The organism is Dyadobacter flavalbus (genome assembly GCF_006149045.1).
Taxonomy (GTDB): Bacteria; Bacteroidota; Bacteroidia; order Cytophagales; family Spirosomataceae; genus Dyadobacter; species Dyadobacter flavalbus.
Genome location: NZ_VBSN01000027.1, coordinates 375,178 through 401,565, shown reverse-complemented (window position 1 = coordinate 401,565; position 26,388 = coordinate 375,178). Strand labels below are relative to the sequence as shown.

Sequence of the window (26,388 nt, the reverse complement as noted above, 5' to 3'; positions counted from 1 at the left end):
TGTTATAATTTATTGTTTTAATGATGTTTGATAAACTGCAATTCCTCCGAAAACGGTACCCAGCCATTTTCTGCCTTTACTGTCAAGGGCCATTGCACTGATACTGGAACCTGATTCGGGTACGGTCAGGCATTCGGCGCCGGGATTGCCAAACAGTGCAAGTGTGTTTCCTCCCACCCAGATTTTATCGCCTTCCAGCAGGATGGTTTTCAAACCGCTTGCTTTTTCCGGCTGCCTCACTTCCTGCCAGTAACCGTCACTGATGCGGACCACGCTTTTTACAGAAGTTCCGCCCAGTACGGCCAGCACGGCATTCTGATTGTCAACTGCCAGAGCAAACGGAAAAGTGGAAGGATAGCCTTTAAGGTCAAGCCGGGAAACCGTCCATTTCCCCTGATCGTACTTGCTGATTCCTCCGATAAAAGCAAAGTGATTGAAAGTACCCGCCCAAATTGCCCCGTTTTTGTCAACGGCCAGAGAAATGATCATGTTATCTGCGAGATCGAGGCTTTCCCACTTGCTGCCGTCGAATTTTGCCAGATTTTTCTCCGTACCGATCCAGGTTATATGGCGTTTGCTGTCATGCACAATGCTTGTGATGGCATTTGCTTCCAGCGCGCTGTTATCTGTTTTGTAAACCGTCCATTTTGCTCCGTCAAATCTTGCAAGCCCCTTGTTTGTTCCCGCCCAGACCGCGCCGTTTTCTTCCACGGCCAGCGCCTGTATAACGGCTGATGGCAAGCCGGAATTCTCAGGATTGTACAATGTCCAGCCGGTGCCTTCCAACCGGGCAAGTCCGTTTGCTGTTCCGATCCATTTAACATCTTTTGTATCAATGGCAATGGCGTTAACCTGATTGTCGGGCAGCCTGGAATTGGCAGCATTGTAGATAACCCATTCCGGTTCCGGAGACTGGAAAGTAATTTTTTCCGGATTGTTTTTACATCCTTCCAGCATTCCGGTAATCAGTAAAAGCACACTTAGTAAACGTTTCATTACAGAATATAAAATTCGGTTGGGATTTATCACGGGGCTGACGGAAGCAATTATACGCGCATGGCCATTACAACCCTTCGTTCATTTTTGTTTTCAGGTTTTGCATGGCTGGTTTCAGCGCAGGAATATGCCGGATTTTTCTTTATAGCAACATGCAACTTTCCTCAGCATGAAAGCCGGAAGTTCTGGGATAGAATACAATTTCATGGCTAACAGATTTAGTTTATCCTGCTGTGAGTGAAGTGCCTCGTTTAACAGCGTGATACAAATTTGATGTTTGCGCCAGGCATTGTAAAACACAAGTTGTCCCGAATGTAATTTTTGACATCCCAAGTCTACTTTTTGGCATGTGACCGGTATGCGGCAGGTTTTTTCAACATTAAGAGCCCGGTACGAAGCTGAGGTATAACGGATTAAAAAATTCTGATTTGCGGAAAAATTTTCTCTCCTCCGGATAATGTAAAAAAGCCGGCTTTCATACAGGTACGGCTGTTCAGATCAGCTTCTGTTTACGGCAAGGCACCGAAGCATCAGTTAATTTGCCCTTTTGAAAAGTTTGTTATTTGAAATGGCTGCAAAAAGGCTTTCAAGGCATAAAAATTGTGGAACCAATGCATATTGACAGTTAAACAGCATAATGCCATGGAAGGAAATGTAACTTGTCTTTTGATTGATGACGATGCAGACGATCAGGAGTTGTTTCAGTATGCATTGAAACAGGTTTTTCCGGATGTCAACTGCACGTTTGCTTCCAGTGGCCCGGAAGCAGTCAATATCTTGAAAGACGATCATTATGCAATACCCGACTATATTTTCATGGATTGGCATATGCCTTATATGGATGCCAATGAGTGCATTCCACTATTGAGGAACGCTGCGGAACTGGAAGAAACCAGCATATTCATTCTGTCCGGAATAGAGCCACTGATTACGCAGGAAACGATTAACGATCTGGGAATTAAAAGAATCCTTAAAAAACAGCCTTCCATAGAATCCCTTTCCGACGAGCTTTTCAAAGCTATAAAAGAAGCCGGACAGTAAATATTATCCGGCTTCGGGTTGTTATCTTATATCCTCGTATTTTCCCTGATTGAGGTCGCCCGTTTCGAAACCTTTTTTAAACCAGTACATTCGTTGCTGTGAAGTACCGTGCGTAAATGCATCCGGTACGACGTATCCCTGTGACTCCTTTTGCAGCTTGTCGTCACCGATCGCATTGGCGGCAGTAAGCGCAGCTTCAAGGTCGCCCGGTTCCAGAATGTTGCTCATTTGCTGTGCGTGGTTTGCCCATACGCCAGCAAGGAAATCAGCCTGAAGTTCCAGCTTGACCGAAAGTTTGTTGTACTCAGCCTCACTGATGCGTCCGCGCTGCCTCTGAAGCTGCTCGGAAATGCCCATTGTATTCTGTACGTGATGGCCTACTTCATGCGCAACGACATAGGCGACTGCAAAATCCCCCGGTGCCTTAAACCTGTTTCTGAGTTCATTACAAAAGTCAAGATCAATATAAACCTTGTGATCAGCCGGACAGTAAAACGGCCCCATTGCCGAAGATGCTCCTCCGCAGCCGCTCTGCGTGGCATCTTCAAATATCTGCAAAGTCGGTTTTTCGTACTGTGCATCATTGGCCGCGTAAATCTCGGTCCAAACATCCTCCGTACTTCCCAGAACAGCGGAAACAAAATCAGCAGTCCTGTCATCCGGGCGCGGGCCGGGAGGGCGGGTTTGTGCCTGTTCGGTTGTCTGGTTTCCCTGTATATTGGATAATATCACACCGGGGTCCTGGCCGGTCAGTAGACCGATTGCCAGCATGATTATTGCCCCGATTCCGCCTATTGCAAATTTGCCGCCACCGGACATTCCGCGGCGGTCTTCAACATTTCCACTTCTTCGTAAATCCTGCCAACGCATACATTAAACAGTTTAATTGCTACTGTAAATTTTTATGTAAATAACGTGCCATAGTTTAAGTCCCCGTACACAAAACATTCGCGGGACAATAAATTTATTCTGCTTTTACAAAGATTTGTTGTGGGTGTGCGTATATCCGCAAATCCATCGATAGACTGTTGTATCTGAAAAGCAGCTTTCTGAGATTATTGCAAGTTGAACAAGACAGTTCTTCACCGGATTTGTCAGGCCGGCCGTCAAAGTTTGTAAATACCTGCTTTTTCTGACCAGACAGTTGTATCACAGATATTTCAGCTCCTGTTGCCACTAATCTGCCTCAGCTTACCCGATTCAATTCCCAGATACGCTACAAGAATGACCATTTGGTAACCAGAATACGCCCGTTGGTAAGTACGTAATTATCACAAATTTATACATCCTATCATTGCAGGAAAATGGATTTAGCTGATCACACTTCAGCGTTTAAAAACTAAAATAAAATCATATGAAACAAAAAATTACACTGATCTTAACCATGCTGCTATGCAGTTATGGTCTTCTGTTCGCTCAGCCAAAGATTGCTCCAACGGATCAAGGTGATTATGGCTTGAATAAACTTCCTACCGACTGGCTAGCATCGCCGAGTATGGAGACAGCCGTTTCCAGCCAAACTCACCTTGGAGGAAATGCATTGTATACATGGGTTAAAGCTGGGTCACCACAAACAATTATTGGGCCAAGTAAATTTTTATCTATGTTTGCTAAGCCCACTTACCCCAGCTCCCCCTATGTAAAAACGGCAATTACCGGATTGGTTATTGGACATCCATATGAAATAATATATCGCTCAATGACTAGCAGGTACAGGATAAACAAGGTACCTCAAGAAATTGTTGAATACTACCTTCCAGGTTTTAATATCGGTCTTGAAGGAAAATCCCTAGCTTCCACTTTTCCACCTAGTTTTGATAGTTGGAGCGACGCTAAAACCTTGACCTTTAAAGCAACCAAATCGGATGAATGGCTAGTTGTTGCCCCTCATGCAAGCACGTTAACTAATACGGTTTTAAACTTTCAGGTTTCTACCATAAAAGATCTATGTAAATCAGGCATTAATGAAGTAGTTTTAAATTCAACGACCATTACACCAGTATGCCCTGTAAAAACAGGTGATCTTACGAGCGCTTTTACAGGCAACATTCCACAAGGTGCTGAATTGGTTTGGTATACAACTCCTACGCATGATCCGGGAACCTGGGTCGCAGATCCAACAAAAGCACCGGCAGGAACTTATTATGCTTTCTTTTATGATCAAGGAAATGATTGCTTTAATACCAACAACTCTACTGCAGCAGTTACGGTGGATAATATCATCTGTATTCCTCCTCCGGTTTGTAAAGCAGGCACCGCACAGGCTATTCTAAGCCAAACTTCGGTTTCGGCCAGTTGTCCGGATCTGAAGTTTGATCTTTCAACAATTACGGTAAGCAATAAACCGGCAGGAACTGAGCTGGTCTGGTTTGACAATGCAACGCACACCAATCCAAAGCAAATCAGCGGTGCTGACCTGCAAGCGGTAGGCCCGGGTACCTATTATGCTTTTTATTATGATGCAGCTATGAACTGCTACAATACGAACCAGTCAGAAGCCAGTGTGCTGGTAAAAGATGACTGCTTCTGTGCGGCTTCCATTGATGGCACACGTGAAGTTCAGATTACTACTAAAAACCTTACCAACGTATGTAATTCAAATACAGTCAATCTGAACGATGCATTAGAGTCACTGGATCCATTGCCTAACACAGTTATTGTCTGGTTTGACAATCCTACGCATACAAATCCTACCAAAATTGCAAATCCGGAAGCAGTCGGCGCAGGCGTGTACTATCCATTTTACTGGGATCCCGTTATGGACTGCTACAACACGGACTTGTCAGAAAATGGTGTAACAGTAACTATCAAGGCTTGTACAGACTTGACACCGAGCATGCAAATTGATGATCGCAGCTTTAATGCGGGTGCCGACCGTGACTTTATTGTTAAACTTACTGAAATCAATGGAGGAGCTACTTCGGGGCAAATTGAATTTACGATCACAAAATTGAGCGGCTTTGATATAACCTATCCGATTTTTAGCGGAAATTCAAACGTATCGGGCAGTACACCTAATGAAAATGGCAATTGGGAATTTTCTGAAAATGACAATCTGATTTTTGTTAAATCCAAACCAGGCGTAATAATTCCGGCCAATGGCCAGGCATTAATCGGTTTTCATATCAAAAGGAAAGATGGTGTGCCTGTTCATACAACCCAAAACATTACGCCAACGATTGTAGCCGGTACAGGTGGTGATCTTAACGACCTGAACAACAATACCGTTACATCCGTAGACGCTAATAACTAGTCATTAACATATTAAATTTAACGAAATGAAATTTTCATTTGTCAATATAGCTCTGCTTGCCAGCATGATGTTCTGCCAGCAACTTAGCGCACAAGATGTAAGTATCAATATACTTGGTCAGCCTAATAAACTAATAAAAAATGAGGAAGGATATATAGCAGTAAAGCTATTGAATGAGTCGTTTGGCGGGCTTAGCGCACCGGCTAACAAACTGCGGCCAACCATCTCGGTTCCAGAGTATCTGGATATTATTGATGTTACCAACGATGATGGTACGCCTCTGACAGGATTATCAATCGTTTTACAAAATTTACACAGTGTAAAGCTGCTGTATAACATCGATCTTGCAGCCGGTCAGGCGAAGACTTTTCGTGTTATAGTGAAAGGAGCAATTCTGGCTCCTGTGTCTTCCACAATAACCGCATCGCTCTCTTTCAATGGCCCGCAAACAGTAGGCAACCATCCTGATAATGATAACAGTACAACCGGCATGGAAGTAATTGAAGAGCCCCAGCCAGTTACACTTACAGATTTCAGGGTTCAAAAAGAAGAAGCAACTGCCTTGCTTGAATGGGAAACAACAGAAGAAACCAACAGTGACCGGTTTGAAGTGCAAAAAAGTGCAGACGGAAAGAAATGGGAGACTTTCCAGATCGTTGCTGCGCAAGGTGAAAGCAAGTCTCTGATTTCCTATTCGGCTGTGGACAAGGCTCCTTTTGCCGGCGAGAACTTTTATCGTTTGCACATGATTGATAAAGACGGAACCAGCGCGTATAGCCGTATACGTAAACTATACTTTGATGCTCTGGCTTCTATAGCACTTTATCCTAACCCGGTGTCGGATATGTTGAGCATTGATATGGCTGACTGGTCAAAAGTATCAGCTATCAGCGTATCCAATACAGCGGGAAGGTCCGTGTACAAATCACAAGGAAGCCTTGAAAAGAACATCAATGTAAAAGGTTGGCCGGCAGGAATCTACCTGGTGCAGATCACTTTCACCGGAGGGACAATTAACAGCTATAAATTAATTGTTACAAAATAAGGAAACAACTTAAGGACTCATCTGGGACTAGCTGGATTACACCCACTAGTCCCCCTTATACCAACATGGCCTGTCCTCATTTAGAAGTAACTTCAACACATTTAGTATCATTTCTTGAATGATTTAATTTATTAAAAATGAAAAAGATATTTTTCCTATTATTTATAGTGTTGGCAAGCTTTGAGTTTGCAACGGCCCAACATGTGTATAAGACTGACGATAAACCTGGCTTGGGTAAGACTTCTTTCGGTTTTTTTGCCTTAAACAATGACCCAAACCGAATCCATGTTTCGACACAAACCCATTTGGGAGGAGCCCCAGACTATCCCTGGCAGACTTCCATACCTGCTTTGCCATCAGGAGCAAGTAATTTTCTTTCCATCAACACCCATTATCAATATGCTTCTGACAAGGGAGTAACCACTAATATTGATGGTTTGGTACCGGGCCATCAATATAAACTGACCTACTCTATACTGACCACCCGGTATTCAAGCCCACAGGAGCCGATGGGTGATTATGCAGGTTCTTTTAAAGCTGTTTTAGATCCAACTGAGGCGACTTCTGCACAGCAAAATATTACATTTACCGCTGCCAATCGAGATAAGTGGATCAAAATGGAGATGCCTTTCACTGCTCTAAGTAATTCGGTAACAATTACTTTTACTGCCCATTTTATTCAGGGTTCCACCCTTCATGGAGCTGCCAGTTTAGATATTGGGGAAAATGCTGTTGTAGATTTATGTATAGCAGGTTCTAAAGCTCCTCAAATTGAGCCGGATCCAAAGCAAGCATATAAGACTTTGGAAAATACTTGCCCTGCATTGACTGTGGATCTTAATTCGGTATTAACCAATGGGACCAGCGCGCCTGCGGGTAGCAAGGTAGTGTGGTATGATAACCCAAATCATACTGGCGGCACCGTTCTTAACCCATCTGCTATTGTCACCTCCAAAAGTTATTATGCATTTTTCGAGTCTGACAATGCTGCATGCTGGAGTAATCCATCCTATGAGGTTAAAGTAAACATTAAAGCTTGCGCTCCGCCATGCTGGGCTGGAAATGCTCAGATTACAATACCTGTAAAAATTTTAAATATCGGTTGTGACATCAATACGGCAAATTTAAGCGATGCCTTTAACGGCAATCTGCCTGCCAAGCCAGGGACTTCATTGGTATGGTTTGATAATGCTTCACATACAGGTGCGGCAATTGCTAACCCGTCTGCTGCTGCTGCCGGCACTTACTATGCATTCTTTTACGACCCGCTGAACCAGTGCTACAATACGGGCAATTCTACAGCAAAAGTAACTGTAGCCGTTAACAATTCCCTTTGCGAACCGGATTTGACACCGACCATTGATATCGATGAGCAGAACTTCAACGCTGCACAGCTCAGGGATTTTATAGTAACCATATGGGAAGTTAAAGGCAAGCCTACTTACAAACCCGTCAGGTTTGCAATTACCAAACCAGCCGGCTTTGATATTACATGGAAAACAAACAATACAATATCGCAAGTATTGGGTGGAAAGGCTAACCAAAATAGTAACTGGGATATTATCGAGGACTCACAACATGTTTTTATAACTTCAAAACCCGGAGTTACCATTGGGGCATTAGGCAATGCAATATTAGGCTTTACACTGCAAAGGCAGACAACCTTGGCTAGCGGTGAAACCCGGAAAGTCACTGCAACACTTCTTAAAATTGGTGGCGGTGAAAGCAATATCAGTAATAATACTGTTGTTACTGCCATTAGCGCGAACTAAGCTTCCAAATGTGATTATTAATTAAGTCTGTTACAAAAAAAGGCCGTCCCGGGTAAATCGGGACGGCCTTTTTTTGTATTCACTTGAAACACGTTTGTAAGCTTTCAGCACCTTAACCAATATGCAGGCTTGTACAGCCTGACAAGCATCTTCACACAACATTTTCACATACTTTATGCAGCATCTTAATATTAATCAGGGCATCATCTTGATTTCTGTTCGAATTCACTGCGGAAATGTACAATATTGCATGTCAGTAATTTTAATGTTTCTCTAATAAGTTTCACATAATTAAAACGATGGCTGAAAGGTATTTAAATTAAAAGATGCTATTGTCCGTCTTACATTTTATTTTGTCCATTCCGGCAGATATTTCCAATCCGTATAATAATTTTTAAGCATTTTTGTTATCATTTAAAATTGATTAAACTTAACAGGTTTATATTTGTAAAGTGATAAACAGTAAAAAGTTCATTGATAATTTACTGCATTGCCAGCCATTCTTTCAAGTACTTCAAAGGATTAATAATCAGCTGCCATCTTCTTCAAATATTTATCATGTTTAATCCCGGCATAACATACTTCAAATTCTTAAATCATATTTTCTTTACAGATCAGAGAGTTAACAAGGATTACCTATAAAAAGATGTTTCAGAACGGGAAAAATAAATATTTTGACAAAGCAACCGGCGTATATAAAATATCGTTTAAGTATCAGGAATTGTCAATGTGCACGGTTTGGAATTATGATATATTCAAACCTTTAATTTCGATGAACAAAACTGTATAAAGTTTCAATTTTAAACAATTCCTAAAATATTCAATCCAATTCTTCATTCTTACACTTTGCCCTTTTAAATGGAATTTACCTTACTTAAAAATTGCCCGGAATTACATCTAATGCATTATTACTCATCAAAATCAAAATAATAAATTATGACAAAATGTATGTACATTAAACCCTTTTATTTACTCGCCCCGCTCAGAAAAATGCATTTGATGACCATCCTGTCATTTGTGCTTTTTTCTGCCGTGCAAAGCAAGTCTGCCACGGAAAACAACAAACTTCTCGCAGACGGCTGCTCGCCGGTAAGTACATTGGCCTGCACTGCGGTTAACGTTAACCTGCCGTTTTCACTGTCCTTTAACTCGGCTGTTTCCGGAACGATTGCAGATAAAAACGGACAGGGAACCGGTTTTACAACGGTTAACGCATACTCGGGAACCCGCCTTGCCGTAGATGGCTCGCCGTCCAACACATCGGTGCCGGGCTATGAACCGTCCAAAATTACACTTGCAAGCGGCCGCCTGCAGATCGTTGCAGGCAAAGGAATTGATTACCTGACCAACAACAACCAGCTGAACGTGCTGGGTGCAAAGATCAGCCCGACTTCAAAAATCCAGCTTCAGGTAAAACTTGTCAATCCATACAACGGTACGCAGTCGCAGCAGGCCGGACTCTGGTACGGGCTCAATGACAAGACTTTCATTAAACTCGGAATTACCGGCAACAAGGTTGAACTCAGAAAAGAGACCAACGATGTATCCAGCACTCTTTCAGGCACGGCCAATCCCGACCAGCGCAGAACAGAAACCATCAGTGGCCTGAACTCCCAAACTGTAACGCTGCGAATGGTGATCGATACGCAGGCTGAAACCGTAGAAGGCTTTTACTCTACTGACGGCGTAACTTTTGCCAGCACCGGAACCCAGTATGCATCCTCTTCTCTGAGCATCGGTGAAATGAACCTGACAAGCGGGGATTTATACGCAGGAATATTTGCAACTTACCGCAATGGCTCTTCGGCGGTAACCTATACATTTGATGACTTTGCCGCGGTTTCACTCGCAGCAGCAGCACAAACTGCAAGCATCAACTTTCGTCCGCAGGGCACTGCTGCCCCTTCCGGCTACAAGGCGGATAACGGCTTGCCATTTGACGCAGGTCGCGGTTACGGCTGGTTTTCATCGGTTAGCGGACAGCCTGCTGATTATACCGCCAATACGCGGTTAAGAACCGGAACCGTTACGGCAAGCCAACTTTCATTGCTGATTATGAACGGAACGGCCAATAATACAGATCCGGGCTACTGGGAATATGTTATTGCCAATGGCACTTACCGCGTAACGGTGAGTGCAGGTGACAACAATTATTACGACAGCAATCATCAGATCAATATTGAAGGATTGCCTGCAATAACTGATTTCAGGCCTTCTTCCTCCAACAAATTCCGGGTTTCAACGGCTGTTGTACAAGTTAGCGACGGCCGGCTGACCATTGATGCAAAAGGGGCTGTAAACAGTAAAATAAACTATGTTACAATTGTACCGGCTACTACTGTAACGGATGCAACGGCTCCGACCGCAAGTGCGAGAATAACGGGAACGCTGAGATCTGCCGGCGTGTACGACAAAGAAGCAAAAATATTCCTGACTGCTTCGGATGCGGGCGGATCGGGCCTGAAAACTTTCCAGTATGCAATAAACGGAGGTGCCTACACAAATTACACAGTGCCTTTTACAGTAAATACACCGGGAAATTACAGCCTCACAGTAAAAGCTTCGGATGGCAACAACAACCAGACTATTTCCAACACTTACACTTTCAGTATCTATTCACCGCCTGCTCCGTCGGGCAATGGCTATATGGTCCTGAAAAACCTGGATAACTTCCCGGCCAACGACCAGCTTACTTTTTCACTGATCCAGACACCGTGGAGAAGAACAAGCCCGGATACAACAGCCTACAATGCCAACCATGACAAGGTAAAACTCAGGATAAACAGCAAAGGAGCATCCCAGCTTGTCATCAGCAGCCTGACTTTGTCCAATACTTCCGCATGGAAAATCGCTGCTGTCAATACGAGCACTTCGCCTTCCTATCCGGTAAATATCAGCAGCGGTAATTATGCCGATGTTACGGTTCAGTTTATTGCCAAAGATGCCTCGACAAGGGTTAAAGTCTTTCATGATACATTGACCATCAACAGCAATGACAAGGATGCGCCGGTGAAAAAAGTAGTGCTTCACGGTTTGTACCAGAAAGCCGGTGAAGGCAAGAACGAGCCTTATGCACAGGAAATCATCAATGCATTCGGGTTTACGTCCAAAACGGGTTATACGGCCAATGACGGAACGATCAAAGGAACTTCGGTCGTACCAAGTTCTCATGAAGTTCCTGCTTCTTACTTTGTAAGAGCGGATCAAAGCAAGCCTGTTACTGTGTATCAGATGGCTGCATACCATGGCTGCTGCGCCTCGGTTGAATCGTTCAGGTACCATGCCAAAGGAAGCGGCACATTGACGACTTTGTTTACGCACAGTGAACTTGACGGACAATCTTTGTCTCCAAGAATCAGAAATTCTGCTACCAAACTGGCACAGGCTTCATTTACGCCGTCCGGTTCTTTCGGTATCAAAATCGGTTCTACATCCTGGTCTGACAGAACAAAAAACACGGGTAATCTGATTGGTATCCGGTTCTTGAAAGTGATTGACCGCAACGGAAATGTTGTCCCGAATGCCTATTTTGTGAATGTGGACTACATCAACAATTCGGCGACCAACTACGATTATCAGGATCTTATCTATTACATTGAAAACGTGAAACCGGAATCAGGAACAGTGAATTACTCTGACCTGGCCAGTTCAACTTCTGCCGTCAATTTCAATGCGACGCTAACGGGCGCAAGTGCATCTGTAAATGTTACGCTAAAAAATACAGGAACAACGTATTCCAACGGCACAACCGATCCTGTGGTTAATATCAAAAGCGTGAAAATTTCAGGTCCGAACGCCAGTGAATTCTCCGTTGGAGCGCCGGGCACAACAACACTTTCGGCACAAGGTACAACGCCTGTAAGCGTGAAGTTCAGCCCGAACAGCGTCGGAATCAAGAATGCAGAGTTGCTGATCAGTTACAACAATGCAAATACGCCGCTCCGCATCCCGCTTTACGGAATCGGAAACAACAGCACTTCTACGGTAAGCGTTGTGAAAAGGATCAAAGGCGGCTCGGACAGCAATGTGACGATTGGCGGAAATGTTTATGAAAATGACGTTAACTACCGCACGGGATCTGTAAGACTTGACAAGCAGGTAACGCTAAGCGACGTAAAAGGAACAGACATTGATGTGCTTTACCAGACTTACTTGTCGGCTTCGACTGACTTGGCTTCAACCGGATACAATATTCCGCTTGCGAATGGAAATTATATGATCCGAATGCACTTTGTGGAAAATTACTGGTCGGAACAAGGCGCGCGTGTATTCAGTGCGACGATGGAAAACCAGAAAATCATATCCGATTTCGATATTTTCAAAGAAGTTGGTTACAGAACGGCACTGGTTAAAGATTTCAACACAACGGTTAGCGATGGCGTACTGAACATTCAATATGCTCCTAATGTCAACAGGCTTGCACTTGCGGGAATTGAAATCTTTAAAGTCAATAACAACAATCAGCGTACCGGCGTTGAGGAAGCAGAAATCAGTCTGGAACCTGAAATAACGCAAAGAGAAATCAACGTTTTCCCTAACCCGAATTTCGGCGGCAACATCAATATTGATGCAAAGAATTTCGGTGCAAATGAAGAAGTAACTTTCTCTGTCATCAACATTTCAGGCAGAATACTGCAGAGCAAAACAGTGTCTGCGGACAATACAGGAAATGCAAATGTTTCGCTGCAATTAGGAAATGATGCCGAAAAAGGAATTTACATCATCAGTGTTTCTTCCGAATCCGGAATCACCCGATCCAAACTGATCGTTGAATAACAAAAAAGCTTTCCGGACTTTTTCGGAAAGCTTTATAAAATGCAGCAGCTTTAACCGGCTGCTGCATTTTTGTTTTAAAGCAAATTCAAACCGGAACTGTAAAGTATTCGGAGAAAATAAATGTCCGGCTTATTCTCTAAATCAACTCCCGGATTTGCAGTAAGTAACTAGAAAATCAATCAGGATTATGAATTTCCGTCTATTGCTTTCATCAAGCGTTTCACCTTTGTAACAGCTATAAGCGAACATCCAAAAGCTGCAAGCGAATGGCTAACAGCTGCTGATATCCATATCATAAACTTACTTTTTCGTATTCGTAAGCAGCAGCATTTGCGGGAAAGACATAACGCCGTGTGAAACAAGTTTGGAAACTTCGCCGACTGTGTGAAAATAGGAACCCAGCACAATGTCGACGTCGCCGTCTTTATCAAAATCCGCAGCTTCCATCGTCAGCCATTTGCCGGGAGCAGCAGCAGGCGTGGAACATGCCTTGAAATTCATTTTACCTTCATTGGAAAGATAAATAAACCCGTGTGCCGGATTATCCAGGTCATTATAAAAGGAAGTTGCGGCAATATCGAGGTCACCATCCTGATCGAAATCCCTTGCTACGGCTTTGCTGGCGCCATACAGCGGGTAAAACCAGGCTTCCTTGAAACTGTCCTTGCCGTTGTTCAGGTAAATCCTTACACCGTGGTAATTCTTCTTTATCGGAGAAAGGTCCCAATTGTCGCCGTTAGTCAGCAGAATATCTTGAAAACCGTCCTTATTAAAATCGGCAAGTTCAAAGTAGCTCATTCCATAAGAAGGGGGGAATTGCAGCACTACTTTTTCCCTGAACTTCCCGTTTCCAAGATTATAGAAAACAGAAATTTCTTCTTTGGCCTGCGCCATCAACGCGATGACGTCCGGTTTTTTGTCGTGGTTAAAATCTGCAATCTCTACTTTTCTTGCACCCGGCAGATTTTTCAGAACATGCTCTTTTTCAGGCTGGAAATTATCTAGCCAGCATAATTTTCCCGAATGGTTTCCAAAACCGCAGATTACTGCATCATTTTTCCCGTCCATATTTAAATCCGCGGATGCAAACTGTACAGGCCGTGGCAGAAGCTGAATATTCAAACTTGTTCCGGCCGGGCCAGCCGTTTTTTCCAGCGACATCAGTCGTCCGAGCTTCTGTTCGGAAGGCGCAAAAACCCCGATTGTGAGCAAGGACGGGGGCGCATTTTTTGGAAAATCCATATCTGTCGGCGGCGTATCAAGCCACCATGTATCGCTGAGCTGAAATGCGCTGTCCAGCACATACAATGCATTCTGCGCATCGCCAACATATAGTTGGGAAGAAGTCCGGTCGTATTTCAGCAGCGTGGTTTTAGGAACCGCATTGTCGCTAACTGTGATTTCCTTTGCACTGAAAAAGGCAAGCTGATCTGAAACCGGCGGCTGGGGCTTTTGCGGGAGCGGCTCCGGAGGAGCCTCCTGCGTGTAGTATTTTACAATTTTCTCCCATTCCGCATTCGAAAGTTGCGCGGCATCCGGATAAATATTGAGCCTTCGGATTTCTTTTTCCTCCTCCGGAAGCAGGTCTGCAAACGGGTCTTTACCCGGAAATTTTACTCCAAGGCGTTGTCCCATATTTGGCAATACACTATTTGCCCACGTGTTTTTATCCAGCAAAGCAGGCTCGGGAAAAAGATGGCAGCGCTGGCAATACTGCATCGCCAGCTGCTTTCCTTGCGAAGCGGAATCGGATACAATCAGCTTTTTATCAGCCAGCAAAACAGAAGTGCGGTCTGAGGTTCCGGTATTTACCGTAAAACTCATCATCCATACTGAAAAAGCAATGAGCAGGCATAATTTTGCTGACGGCATCATACTTATTGGCGAATCAGATCTTGCAGAGCCTTTTTGACCTTGTCATATTCAAACACAGCAATTTCCCGCTTCATTCTTTCACGGATTTTGTCCGTCTGCAGATTGCCGATGCTGCCTTCGTGCGTATGCTTAAGTTCGCGCGGTGCAGTGTAACTTCCGTCACCGATTTCGGCTCCGACCTGCCGGTAAGCGTCACGGAAAGGCACGCCGTTAATCACCAGTTCATTGACACGCTCCACGCTGAAAAGCAGATCATATTTGGGATCGTCCAGCAGGTTTTGCTTTACTTTCATATTTTCCAGCATAAAAGCAGCAATATCAAGACATTCCAGAATTTCGTCAAAAGCCGGCATCAGAATTTCCTTTAACAGCTGCATATCACGGTGATATCCGGAAGGAAGATTGCTCAGAACCATCGTTACTTCCATCGGCAAAGCTTTCATGCGGTTGGTTTTCGCCCGTAACAATTCCGCCACATCCGGGTTTTTTTTATGCGGCATAATGCTGCTTCCGGTTGTCAGTTCATCGGGCAAAGTAATGAAACTGAAATTCTGGCTGTTGTACAGACAAACGTCCATCGCCAGTCTGGAAACGGTTGCGGCCAGTGAAGAAATCGCCGTTAAAGCAGCCTGTTCCGTACGGCCGCGGCTCATTTGCGCATACACGACATTGTAATGCATGCCTTCAAATCCCAGTAAATCGGTCGTAAGCTGCCGGTTCAGCGGAAAAGAAGAACCATAGCCCGCACCGGAGCCAAGCGGATTGCGGCTGGCAAGGCGGTAAGCAGCATTTAGCTGGATAACATCATCAATCAATCCTTCTGCATAAGCACCGAACCATAAGCCGAAAGACGAAGGCATGGCAATCTGAAGATGCGTATAGCCGGGCAGCAGATCATTTTTATGTTCTTCGGAGCGGCTTGCCAGTACGTCAAACAGTTTTTCTGTTGCCTGAACAACCTCAAACAGGCGCGCACGCGTGTATAATTTCATATCCACCAACACCTGATCGTTGCGTGAGCGGCCGCTATGGATTTTTTTCCCGGTGTCGCCCAGTTTTCGCGTAAGCATCAGCTCCACTTGCGAATGAACATCTTCGACGCCGTCTTCAATGACAAACCCGCCATTTTCAATTAACTGATAAATCTGTTTCAGTTCACCGCGCAATGCTTCCAGTTCGTCAGCAGTAAGCAGGCCGATGGTCTGAAGCATTTCCGCATGTGCCAGATTTCCCAGCACATCGAATTCAGCCAGATGAAGATCCATTTCACGGTCTTTTCCGACTGTGAATTTTTCGATTTTTTCAGAAGTTACGGTATTTTCCTTTTGCCAGAGTTTCAAAATACTTGAAAATAAGTAATGTAAAAGATCATTTTGATCCGGCAAATTTACAAGCAATCGGGAAGAAATCAGGATTAAGCCTTTATTTCTGCTGCCTTAAAACAAGTAAAAGGATTTTAATTTAAAGCATTGTCAATCCATTAACCTTTTGATTGCCACAAAGCGCTTTTGATAATAACTGGCATTCAGCAGATCGTAGCGAATGCCGCCTTTCCATGCAGAATGGATAAAACGCACATAGCCCGGAGCTACTTCGGTGATGATCCCGACATGCCCGATGCGCTCGCTTGCCGCACTGTTGCCTTTGAAGAAAATCAGATCGCCCGGCCTTGCATCATCCAGTTTGACGGTTTCGCCGTGTTCTGCCTGTGCGGAGCTGGAATGCGGCAGGGAAATATTCCACTTGTCAAAACAGTATCTTACAAATCCTGAACAGTCAAAACCTTTTTTGGAAGCCCCGCCCGAACGGTATGGAATATGCAGATGCTTTGTTGCAAAGGAAACCAATGATTGTACTGCATGAAGGCTGTCGGGAGGCGCCGGCCTTGCTGCCCCGGAATTGGCCAGTGCTAGATTGCAAGTGGAAGTAACAGTTAGTAATAAGGCAAAGGAGACAAAGGAACGACTTAAAAATTGCATGAAAAATGGTTTTAATCCGGCATCCAAACCCATGAACAGGAGATTGTATTGCTTTTACTATTTTAAGCTGATATTTGTAAAACTAGGACTTTTTATAAGCATATCTAATTCTATATTTTGATTAATTTTCAATACTTTCTGTAAGTTATTGATTGATCTGAAGAAATGTGATCTTCATTAAAGTAAAGGTTTAAGCACCTTTTTGCCTATTTTTGTGCCTTTAAAAGGATTAAAACCAATAAACAGGTTCAGATGAAAACAACCGACCGTTATCTCCAGCGCGGCGTTTCGGCATCCAAAGAAGATGTACATAAGGCAATTGAAAAAATAGACAAAGGGCTTTTTCCAAAGGCTTTCTGCAAGATTGTCCCCGATATGCTTGCTGCCGATCCCGAATACTGCACCATAATGCACGCGGACGGCGCAGGGACCAAAACTTCTCTGGCGTACTTGTACTGGAAAGAAACCGGTGACATTTCAGTCTGGAAAGGCATTGCGCAGGATGCCATTGTAATGAATACGGACGATCTTTTGTGTGTGGGCGCAACCGGCCCGATGCTTTATTCCTCCACGATTGACAGAAACAAGAACCGCATTCCGGGCGAAGTCATTGCCGAGGTAATCAACGGAGCCGAAGAAATCCTGGAAATGCTGCGCAGCTACGGCGTTGAAATATACAGTACCGGCGGCGAAACGGCGGATGTAGGTGACCTTGTGCGGACGGTTACCGTAAACAGTACCGTGATTGCACGCATGAAAAGGTCCGAAGTAATCGACAATGCCAATATCAAAGCCGGCGACGTGATTGTAGGACTTGCATCGTACGGACAGGCAACTTACGAAAATGCCTACAACGGCGGAATGGGAAGCAACGGGCTTACATCGGCAAGGCACGACGTACTCGGAAAATATCTGGCAGGGAAATATCCGGAAAGCTTTGATCCTGAAATAAATGACGATCTGATTTACAGCGGCACCAGAAAACTGACAGATCCCGTTGAAGGCAGTCCGCTGAATGTAGGCCAGCTGATCCTTTCCCCGACGCGTACTTATGCACCGGTGGCAAAAGCATTGCTCGACAAGATGCGCCAGCACATTCACGGCATGGTGCACTGCAGCGGCGGCGCTCAGACGAAAATTCTACATTTTGTTGATAACCTTCACATTATCAAGGATAATTTGTTGCCCATACCGCCCTTGTTCAGGCTTATCCAGCAGGAAAGCGGAACAAGCTGGCAGGAAATGTACAAAGTTTTCAACATGGGCCACAGGCTTGAAATCTATTTGCCCGAAGCACATGCAAAAAAGGTCATAAGCATTTCCAGATCCTTTGGAATAGATGCGCAGGTGATCGGAAGAGTAGAAGAATCTCCTGTGAAGAAACTGACCATACGGAACGAATCCGGCGAATATCACTATAACTAATTTCTGCAAAGCAGTTGAAGCCTTTCAGTCAGCAGATTGAAAGGCTTTTTTATGTTCTCTGTTTCAGCATTATACTTTTTTTTTGCAATATCAAAGCCATGGAAGGAGTCCGGATTTTACTGGCACAATGTTATAAGATGAGCATGTAGAACTATTTTAAACATTCTTCATCATCTTAAACTTCCGGCTTATGAAAAATCTTGACTTTACTGGATTTTCCCGAAATTTTCTGCTGCTGCTTTTTTCCATAATGCTTGCCGGCCAGGCCATTTCACAGGCTCCTGACGTTAAAATCAACATGACGCCTGTGATGACAAACCTCACAGCACCGATGCAGATCGTACATGCCGGCGATGGTTCCAACCGGATTTTTATTGCTGAAAGAAGAGGCGTTGTGAAAGTTTTTGAAGCAAATGCACTGGCTTCACCTGCCACCTATCTGAATATGAATTTGCCGGATTCAACGGTTGGTGCGCAGGGCGAAGGCGGTTTGCTGAGTATTGCATTTCACCCCGATTTTGCAACGAACGGCTACATTTACACTTATTATACGGATCTGGCCGGCGATCTGGTTCTGGCAAGATATACTGCCGCAGCTTCCCCGGCTAATACAGTCAATGCAGATACGCGTTTTGAAATCCTGAAAATACCGCATCCCGTAAACAGAAACCATAACGGCGGAGAACTTCACTTCGGGTATAACGACGGCTTTCTGTATCTGTCCACAGGCGATGGCGGCGGTGCCAACGATGTTCCCGGAAATGCCCAGAACATATCCAGCCTGCTTGGGAAAATACTGAGGATTGATGTCAATATGCCGGCAGGAGAAACGGGCAGTTATAAAATACCGGTTGATAATCCGTACGGAAATGAAGTTTTTGCAACAGGCCTGAGAAATCCGTTCCGTTGGAGCTTTGACCGGGAAGAACACGGTATCTGGATCGGCGATGTAGGCCAGGGTGCATTGGAAGAAATCAATTTTTTACCTGATGAAAGCATAAATGGTGCCAATTTCGGATGGAAATGCTATGAAGGAAATGTGGCAACGCCAGGTGCGGACAGAACCGGCTGCGGACCGGCAGAAAATTATACCATACCGGTTTATACTTACCCGAACAGTACCGAAAGAGGAAAATCGGTAATCGGCGGCGTGGTGTACAGAGGCCGGAAAAACCCGCTGATGTATGGCTACTATATCGGAATGGATTATTATTCGGGCGACATTCACAAGATACTTGCCGATGGCTCTGTAAAAGAATACCAGACTTCCACGCTGGCCGGCGTTGTGGACATTGGCGAAGATGAAAGCGGTGAACTATATGCCGTTGCAGGCAATGCGGTGTACAGCATTTTTACCGAAGAAGGCCTGCCGGTAACGTTAGTTGACTTCTCCGGTTCTGCCGGCAATGAAGGTGTAAGATTAGCCTGGCAAACTACCGAAGAAAGAAATTTCCGCGAGTTTGAGATAGAATACAGCAACAATGCGATCCGTTTTGAAAAAGCAGGAACTATACTGGCCGCAAATGCTTCATCCGGCTCCGATTATACCTTTTTTCACCGGAACACAGAAAAAGGAAGCTTTTACTACCGTCTGAAAATGATTGATACGGACAATACTTTCCAATACTCCCGAATGATTACCGTTAACACGACCGGCATGTTCAGCGAAAACTTTGTAAGGCCTTCCATAATCAGCAACGGCATGATCAATCTAGTTATTAACGAGCCGTTTCAGTCGTTTGAACTGATTAATACAAAAGGACAGATTTCACAGAAAGAAGAGATTTCCGGCAGAAACGGTGCTGTAAGCATTCCTCTGAAAACCCTGGCTTCCGGGATTTATACAGTCCGTATGGCCGGAGCGGACAAAGTCGTTCAGCAGAAAGTACTTGTAAAGGAATAAACACTTTTTATAATGTTGTAAAAACCTGAACTGAAAAGCATTTCAGTTCAGGTTCAGACCAACAGCGAGGCCGAGATAAGGCTTGCCGTTATAAAGCCAGTATACACTGTTTTTATCCAGCAAATGATCGATGCCGCCTATGATGCCGAACGTAAAATTGTCGATCCCCATAATGACCGCAGCGCCTTTTGACCAGATCATGCCGTCGTACTCAATGGCAATCTGATTACTGGTAACATAGGGATTCATGGCGGTAGCACCCAGTCCGGTGATGATACCGGCGGAAATACCGTAATGCTTAATTTTCTGATTGATCTGTCCAATCGGGTTTCTGTCATAGGAAAGCCGGTAAGTATCGTTTCGGAAACCGAGATAAACCGCACCATTAAGATTATTGCTGAACTGTCTGGGAAATGATGGTGCGGAAGGCCGGAATTTGAGCGGAATAGTCAGGATATCGACATCAAAACCATTTTGCCAATAGCGGTTTGCACGAATGGTTTCTGCATTTGCTTTCTGCGGATAGCTTTGTTTCGGAAGCGAGGAAGCTTTCAGGGAAAGCCGCTGCCAGCCTTTTTTCAGCGCATAGACGATAACGGAATCTTCGGTATTTTCAATGTAAACCTGCGCCTTTTTGCCTTGTACCCGGGAATGGTAAACGCCGTCGGCAAAAGCAAATTTAGGATTGTCTTTCAAGCCCTTACACCCGAACAAAGTTATAATTGAAGTCAAAAGCAACAGCATTAAGGCTCTGAAACGGATCATAAAAGTTCTGTTAATACGCATGTAATTTATAAAATAACCGGATTTATCCACACGGAACACAAAACGCATGATTTTTGGCAGGGCACAATATTTTAAATATTGGAATAAATTCAGTTAAAAATCCAATATGAAAGCAATAAACAATATTTCCGCCGGGCTTGCAGGTGCCGTTGTGCTCAATATCCTGCATGAAAGTGCAAAACGTTTTTTCCCGAATGCTCCGAGGGTTGATCTGGTCGGAGAAGAAGCCCTGTCCGGCATCCTCGAAAGTGCAGGCATAGAACCTCCGAAAGGCAATGCGTTGTACGCTGCCACACTGGCTGCTGACGTCGTAAGCAATGCATTGTATTACAGTCTGATCGGTGCAGGAAAAAAGGAGAATGTGCTTTTGCGCGGAGCCGGAATCGGGCTTGCGGCAGGAATCGGCGCATTAACCCTCACAAAACCGCTCGGCCTGAACGATGCGCCTGTAAACCGTACAAACACAACAAAAGCATTGACAGTCGCCTGGTATCTTGTCGGTGGACTGGTAACTGCTCTGGTGATTAAAGGAACAAATAAATAAGGTTTTCTGAAACGTAAGCAAATCATATATTCCCGGCATTTGTATCCCTGATTCGAATGTCCGGGAATGATTGTATCAAAGCAAGAGTAAAAAGACGGATTCCGAATTTATTATTTTACTGACAAATAATTACTTGAAATCGATTGAATAACTGGTTGTACAATTTACTTTTTAACTGCTGCATTTCTGATCGCAGAAAGCTAATTGCAACGAGCTGATTATACCCCAAAAAAAGCCTTCGTATTGTCTGGTACGGTAGAAATAATTCACCTTTAAATTGAAAAATACTTGGTCATTTCCGGATGGTTTACAGAATTCTAAACCACTTTGACAATGCAGCGAATGCGGTTTGATCAATCGATACTTTCCCTTTAAAATAACATATTCCAGGGAATGCATTTACATGAAAATGCCGGAAAAAAAATTATTATAATCATATTTACCGACCTTGGTTCTGCTTGTATATAAGCCTTTGAACTTTCGTTATACTTCTGTACGATTGTATGTTAATGCATCGGTTCTGCATATTTTTCATTCTTTTTTAAAGATTTCGGTATATTAAAAAAAGAAAATAGTTTAATTTTGGCTTAAACCGGTTATATTGTTTAGCAAAGTTAGATAAGCAATATTTTTGTAATCCATTTAGTTATAACGGACACGCACACTTCAGGTTTTTCCTGAATTTCATCAGATTTCAATTAAGTTTGGGTAAGAAAATTCAATATTCAGTACAGGATTGTTGTTTGAATGCCGGGCTGTATATAGATTCTTAAGTTATTTATCAAGTGTTGCTTCAAGTGTCTTTCTCAAAATTCAACGAAAGGCATTGATGACTGACAGCGCATTTATGATGAACTTCGGATGAGTATAACTACACTTTTCAACTTAACATTTAGTAAAATATATTCTATAACTCTGTACTGTATACTGATTTATAATTTTATTATTTTTTTGGCAGATGTTAACACCTATAAAAGTTTTTGATTTCAGGCAGGAGCCTGCATATGTAAGCAACGATTTTTCCAGTTCAAGAGAAAGTGAGGCATCATATTACGGATCAGACGGTTATCTGCATTTTACCGAGCCAGGACGAGAGGGCCTTACCATCAATGAGGATTTAGACAGCAGCGCCTGGATTAAAGTAGGAGCCGTCGCCATTGCATCCGAAAATGTTTCTGCCATTGACAGGCCCGGTAATGCGATGAAGCTGTTCGAGACCGAAGGTTCGGGCGAACACCGGCTTTCACTGAATGCAACGGTTGTTCAGGGAGAACTGGTTACCATCAGCGTATACCTTAAAGCCGCAACCGCAAGCCGTGTTCAGTTCAGTTTTGCTAATTCTGCAAGTTATACCGGAGGAAACCCGAGCGTCAAATTTGATCTTGAAACCGGTTCAGTCATCTCCGCCAGTTCCAATTTGATCGACCTCAAATACGCTTATCAGGAAAATGGCTGGTGGAAACTTTCCATTACCGGAATGCCCGACCTGGATACGAATTCAGGATTGCACGTTTACCTTCTGAGCGACGGCGATTCAATAAATTATGAAGGCCGGGAAAACAAATTTCTTTACATATCAGGCAGCCTGCTGGAACAAGGCGGCAACTCTACCGGTTACCCTCTGCGGTACAATTACAATGTTGCGGCAAACAATCCATTACTTGAAGGCGTGCTTATTGAACCGGCAGCAATAAACCTTGTTCCGTATTCACAGACACTCATCAACAGCAACTGGCGGAAGCAGTATGCTACCGTTGAAGAAAGCGGCAGGAAATCCCCGGATGGTGAAAACCCGGCATACAGAATTCAGGAAAATACCTCATTTACTTCACATTATATTGTTCCAAGTCCGATTATCGCTACGGAAATAGGAAGAACTTACACCATGAGCGCCTATCTGAAAGCAGGCGAGCGCAAATGGGCTTACTTTAATGTGAACGGACTGACTGTCCATTTTGACCTGACCGAAGGGATTGTTGGAAACAAAAGCAGTATTTTCTCCTCGGCACTGGTTCAGAAAGTAAACAACGGCTGGTTCAGATGCATTGCTACTTTTATCACTTACCTTCCTTACACATTCACAGTTATCGGACTGGAAGAACAGAATGGCCGCCAGTTTTACAAGGGCGACGGATCAAGCGGAATTTATGCCTGGGGCGTACAAGTGGAGAAAGGTCTGACGGCAACCAGTTACATCCGTACCAATGAAAGGCCGGTCAAACGTGCCGCGGATGTTGTGACATTGATCAAACCCGAAAACAGCGGTCTGCATGATGTATTTATACAAAGAATGGATGGCGGAAAATGGACAAGCAAGATCGACGGCAACTATGAAATACCGACTTCTGCAAGCGTAACGCAGGTTATCAACTTTTATGATACGGACGACAGTATCATCAGCAAGGAAGAAACGGCACAAAACCTGTTTCCGCAGGAATATGCAGAAGTTGGGGAAAGCGGCACGCTGATTACTTTTTTCGAAAGAATGTATAATGCACAGCATGCCAATAAAAGATGGTCGTTGCTGAAAGCCATTAATAAATCCTCCCCTATTTATCGCTTTGAGGTCAAAAGCGGAGACGTCTGGTACGGTGATATAAATAACCAGAACCGGGAACGTTCGGAGTTTTACATGAAGAATTCAGATCTTCCTTTTGATCAGGACATCTGGCTTTCATTTTCCATGCGCATAGCAGAGGGCGATGCACTTAATCTGGCTCCTACTGAATTCTGCTACATTGGCCAGTTTCATGCAAGTCCTGACGAGCACGATGTTCCTTCACCGCCAATTCTTGCCTTGCGGCTGGATGGTCTGGATACCGTAAATGTTTTCACCTGCTCAACGCCTAACAATCCGCACAGGCAAAGTCCGAAATCAGTACTCAGAGGAAGCAGTCAGTTTACGCGTGGAGTCTGGCACAAGATTGTAATGCGCACGCGATTTTCAACTACAAGAGGGCAACTGCAATGGTGGAAAAACGGAGAAGAAGTGATTGATCTGTCGGGTATTGAGATCGGCTATCCTGATAGAATCGGACCATACTGGAAATTCGGAATTTACCGTTCGCCGATGCCGCAGACACTTACCATTGAGTACGCCAATATGGAACTTTCGTACGACAATTCCCTTCGGTCACGCATCGCACAGCCTTTACTGATTGTCTAGTTACCTGCATTGAGTTTTTAAATCAAAAAAATTCAATCTGTATAAATGGCTGAAATTGCTTGTTATGCAAGTATTTCAGCCATTTTGCTTTTATGTATTTCTGTTTTACCAAGGTACTTTCCTGCAAACAGCAGTAACCTCTGGCGATAAAAAACAAAACGGGCCGGCATGAATGCCGGCCCGTTTTGCAATACCGTAAATTACCGTTTCCGATTATTTTACATCCCAGAAAAGCCTGGTTGTAAGTTTGTCATTTTCCCTTACAGCCGCATAATTGGTCGGGTTGTAAGTTACTTCGTTACCCGGATAGTTCCATCTTACAGGAGGCGTAGTCTGGTTATTGGCATTGTCCACCTGGAACTGCAATGTTGGCATGTCGAGTCTGCGGATTTCTGACCAGTTTTCATAAGCCTGAACGATGTTGAAATGCAGCCATTTCTGAGTAGCAATCAGGCTGAGTTTTGCAGCAGGCGTTGTCGCTTTTGTCCAGTTGACAGCATCTTTTGCAATGTAAGCAGTGACTTGCGCACTAGTTGCCGGATCAGGAATAGTTGCATCCGTAATACCTGTTGCATTAGTCACAGCAAGAATATCATTATAGAAATCAACAGATTGCGCGATTGCAGTTTCATAAGCTGTTTTTGCCAAAGCCTCATTTCCATTGTTCAGGTAATATTCTGCTTTGATCAAGTTTACCTGAGCTGCATTGATAATTACACCCGGAAAGAATTGGTTGTTACTCAATGTATATCGGTTGTAAATTGAAACCAGTCCATTCTGATACATGGTTGTCTGCAGAGCCGAAGTTGCAAGCGGGTCGATACCAGCATAAACACCGTTCGCCTTTTGACCAGGTTCGAAAATGATTTTCAAGCGTGGATCTGCATTGGTATTCATGTGATCGATCATTTTCTTGCTTGCAGTGTTTCCAAACCAATCACCGCCAGATGCGATACCATCCTTAAATCCTTTTGAATTGATATCTGTATTGATATCAAAAACATTGATTTGAATATTCTGATCGTTGTTTTCAACAATTGGAAAAGTAGTAGTATTACCCAGAATCTCACCGATTTCAGAAGTTGCACGCGCTTTGAAGTCAGGCGCAGCAGATACGCGAATCAACATACGAAGACGAAGCGAGTTGGTATAACGTTTCCACAAATCAATGCTTCCTTTGTTCACAAAATCAGAAGTCTGAAAAGATTTCTGATAACCTGCATTCAATGTGGTTCCATTCAATTCAGTTGCAATTGACTTTAAGTCATCAAGCATTAATGTGTAAATAGATTCTGGTGAATCAAATTTGGCACTTGATTGTACATAATCGCCATTGTTGGCGCTTACCATACCTGCTTCTGTAAAAGGAATTGCTCCAAAAAGGTCAACAATGCGTTGTGTATAATCGTACAAATAGACCCTGGCTGTTAGCATAAAGATCTTTTTGTTAGCTTGCTCTTCAGCGGATTTACTTGCATAAACCTTTTCTAATTCCCGGAATTGAGACAAGGTATTGTAGTAGTTGTACCAAACCTCCTGTACACCGGCTGAACCTGGTACATAATTACCTGATTCGAAAGGCCAACCTACTGCCTGATTGTACCGATTCAGCGTGGTTCTCAAAGTAACAAAGTAGTTTCCATAACCTGGCAGTATATACTCCCGGTTTGTGTACATAATACCGGTATACTGCTTTTCGATAGTTGTTTCGGAAATCTTTGCAGGATCCGCATACCTTTTAGTAAACTCGGATTCTTGACAAGACGCAGCCACCAGCATAAGTCCTGCCAATAAGAATGATGATATTTTTTTCATTGTCATGATCAA

At 43.9% G+C, this 26,388-nt stretch carries 16 protein-coding genes; 9 read left to right on the top strand and 7 right to left on the bottom strand.

Annotated features, from left to right (window positions below; translation table 11 throughout):
- Positions 1-9 precede the first annotated feature (9 nt).
- Positions 10-996, bottom strand: a complete 987-nt coding sequence (locus tag FEM33_RS06965) for a ligand-binding sensor domain-containing protein (protein ID WP_139011352.1) — start codon at positions 994-996, stop codon at positions 10-12.
- Positions 997-1,638: 642 nt separating this feature from the next.
- On the opposite strand from FEM33_RS06965, the gene FEM33_RS06960 reads away from it, so the two are divergent.
- Positions 1,639-2,037 (top strand): response regulator, encoded by a 399-nt coding sequence (locus FEM33_RS06960; RefSeq protein WP_139011351.1) that lies wholly within the window; start codon positions 1,639-1,641, stop codon positions 2,035-2,037.
- Positions 2,038-2,058: 21 nt separating this feature from the next.
- On the opposite strand, the gene ypfJ is transcribed toward FEM33_RS06960, so the two are convergent.
- Positions 2,059-2,907: a KPN_02809 family neutral zinc metallopeptidase gene (gene ypfJ / locus FEM33_RS06955; protein WP_139011350.1), complete on the bottom strand. Its 849-nt coding sequence runs from the start codon at positions 2,905-2,907 to the stop codon at positions 2,059-2,061.
- A gap of 484 nt (positions 2,908-3,391) precedes the next feature.
- On the opposite strand from ypfJ, the gene FEM33_RS06950 reads away from it, so the two are divergent.
- The 4 genes from FEM33_RS06950 (at position 3,392) to FEM33_RS06935 (ending at position 12,883) form a co-directional block, all read left to right on the top strand.
- Positions 3,392-5,290, top strand: a complete 1,899-nt coding sequence (locus FEM33_RS06950) for a hypothetical protein (RefSeq protein ID WP_139011349.1) — start codon at positions 3,392-3,394, stop codon at positions 5,288-5,290.
- A 25-nt stretch (positions 5,291-5,315) separates the two neighbouring features.
- On the top strand, positions 5,316-6,335 hold the full coding sequence (locus tag FEM33_RS06945) for a T9SS type A sorting domain-containing protein (protein ID WP_139011348.1): 1,020 nt from the start codon (positions 5,316-5,318) through the stop codon (positions 6,333-6,335).
- A gap of 137 nt (positions 6,336-6,472) precedes the next feature.
- Positions 6,473-8,107 carry a hypothetical protein gene (locus FEM33_RS06940; protein ID WP_139011347.1) on the top strand — a complete coding sequence of 545 codons (1,635 nt, stop codon included), beginning with the start codon at positions 6,473-6,475 and terminating at the stop codon, positions 8,105-8,107.
- A gap of 948 nt (positions 8,108-9,055) precedes the next feature.
- On the top strand, positions 9,056-12,883 hold the full coding sequence (locus tag FEM33_RS06935; protein ID WP_161597076.1) for a malectin domain-containing carbohydrate-binding protein: 3,828 nt from the start codon (positions 9,056-9,058) through the stop codon (positions 12,881-12,883).
- Between the two features lie 300 nt (positions 12,884-13,183).
- Here FEM33_RS06935 and FEM33_RS06930 read toward each other — a convergent pair whose 3' ends face one another.
- The 3 genes from FEM33_RS06930 to FEM33_RS06920 form a co-directional block, all read right to left on the bottom strand.
- Entirely contained in the window at positions 13,184-14,758 is a 1,575-nt protein-coding gene (locus FEM33_RS06930) for an FG-GAP repeat domain-containing protein (protein WP_229214124.1), read from the bottom strand.
- Positions 14,759-14,760: 2 nt separating this feature from the next.
- Positions 14,761-16,098 carry an argininosuccinate lyase gene (gene argH, locus FEM33_RS06925; protein WP_139011345.1) on the bottom strand — a complete coding sequence of 446 codons (1,338 nt, stop codon included), beginning with the start codon at positions 16,096-16,098 and terminating at the stop codon, positions 14,761-14,763.
- Positions 16,099-16,230: 132 nt separating this feature from the next.
- A complete protein-coding gene (locus FEM33_RS06920; RefSeq protein WP_139011344.1) occupies positions 16,231-16,737 on the bottom strand; it encodes a C40 family peptidase in 507 nt (168 codons plus the stop codon).
- 252 nt (positions 16,738-16,989) lie between these two features.
- Between FEM33_RS06920 and FEM33_RS06915 the strand changes: the two genes are divergently transcribed.
- Positions 16,990-18,162 carry an AIR synthase-related protein gene (locus tag FEM33_RS06915; protein WP_139011343.1) on the top strand — a complete coding sequence of 391 codons (1,173 nt, stop codon included), beginning with the start codon at positions 16,990-16,992 and terminating at the stop codon, positions 18,160-18,162.
- A 190-nt stretch (positions 18,163-18,352) separates the two neighbouring features.
- Complete coding sequence (locus tag FEM33_RS06910; protein WP_139011342.1) at positions 18,353-20,065, top strand: PQQ-dependent sugar dehydrogenase; 1,713 nt, start codon at positions 18,353-18,355, stop codon at positions 20,063-20,065.
- Positions 20,066-20,107: 42 nt separating this feature from the next.
- Here FEM33_RS06910 and FEM33_RS06905 read toward each other — a convergent pair whose 3' ends face one another.
- Positions 20,108-20,797 (bottom strand): hypothetical protein, encoded by a 690-nt coding sequence (locus tag FEM33_RS06905; protein WP_229214123.1) that lies wholly within the window; start codon positions 20,795-20,797, stop codon positions 20,108-20,110.
- A gap of 160 nt (positions 20,798-20,957) precedes the next feature.
- On the opposite strand from FEM33_RS06905, the gene FEM33_RS06900 reads away from it, so the two are divergent.
- Both FEM33_RS06900 and FEM33_RS06895 read left to right on the top strand, forming a co-directional pair.
- On the top strand, positions 20,958-21,395 hold the full coding sequence (locus FEM33_RS06900) for a hypothetical protein (protein WP_139011340.1): 438 nt from the start codon (positions 20,958-20,960) through the stop codon (positions 21,393-21,395).
- A 958-nt stretch (positions 21,396-22,353) separates the two neighbouring features.
- On the top strand, positions 22,354-24,561 hold the full coding sequence (locus tag FEM33_RS06895; protein ID WP_139011339.1) for a phage head spike fiber domain-containing protein: 2,208 nt from the start codon (positions 22,354-22,356) through the stop codon (positions 24,559-24,561).
- A gap of 213 nt (positions 24,562-24,774) precedes the next feature.
- On the opposite strand, the gene FEM33_RS06890 is transcribed toward FEM33_RS06895, so the two are convergent.
- Complete coding sequence (locus FEM33_RS06890) at positions 24,775-26,238, bottom strand: SusD/RagB family nutrient-binding outer membrane lipoprotein (RefSeq protein WP_310588818.1); 1,464 nt, start codon at positions 26,236-26,238, stop codon at positions 24,775-24,777.
- Between the last annotated feature and the right edge of the window lie 150 nt (positions 26,239-26,388).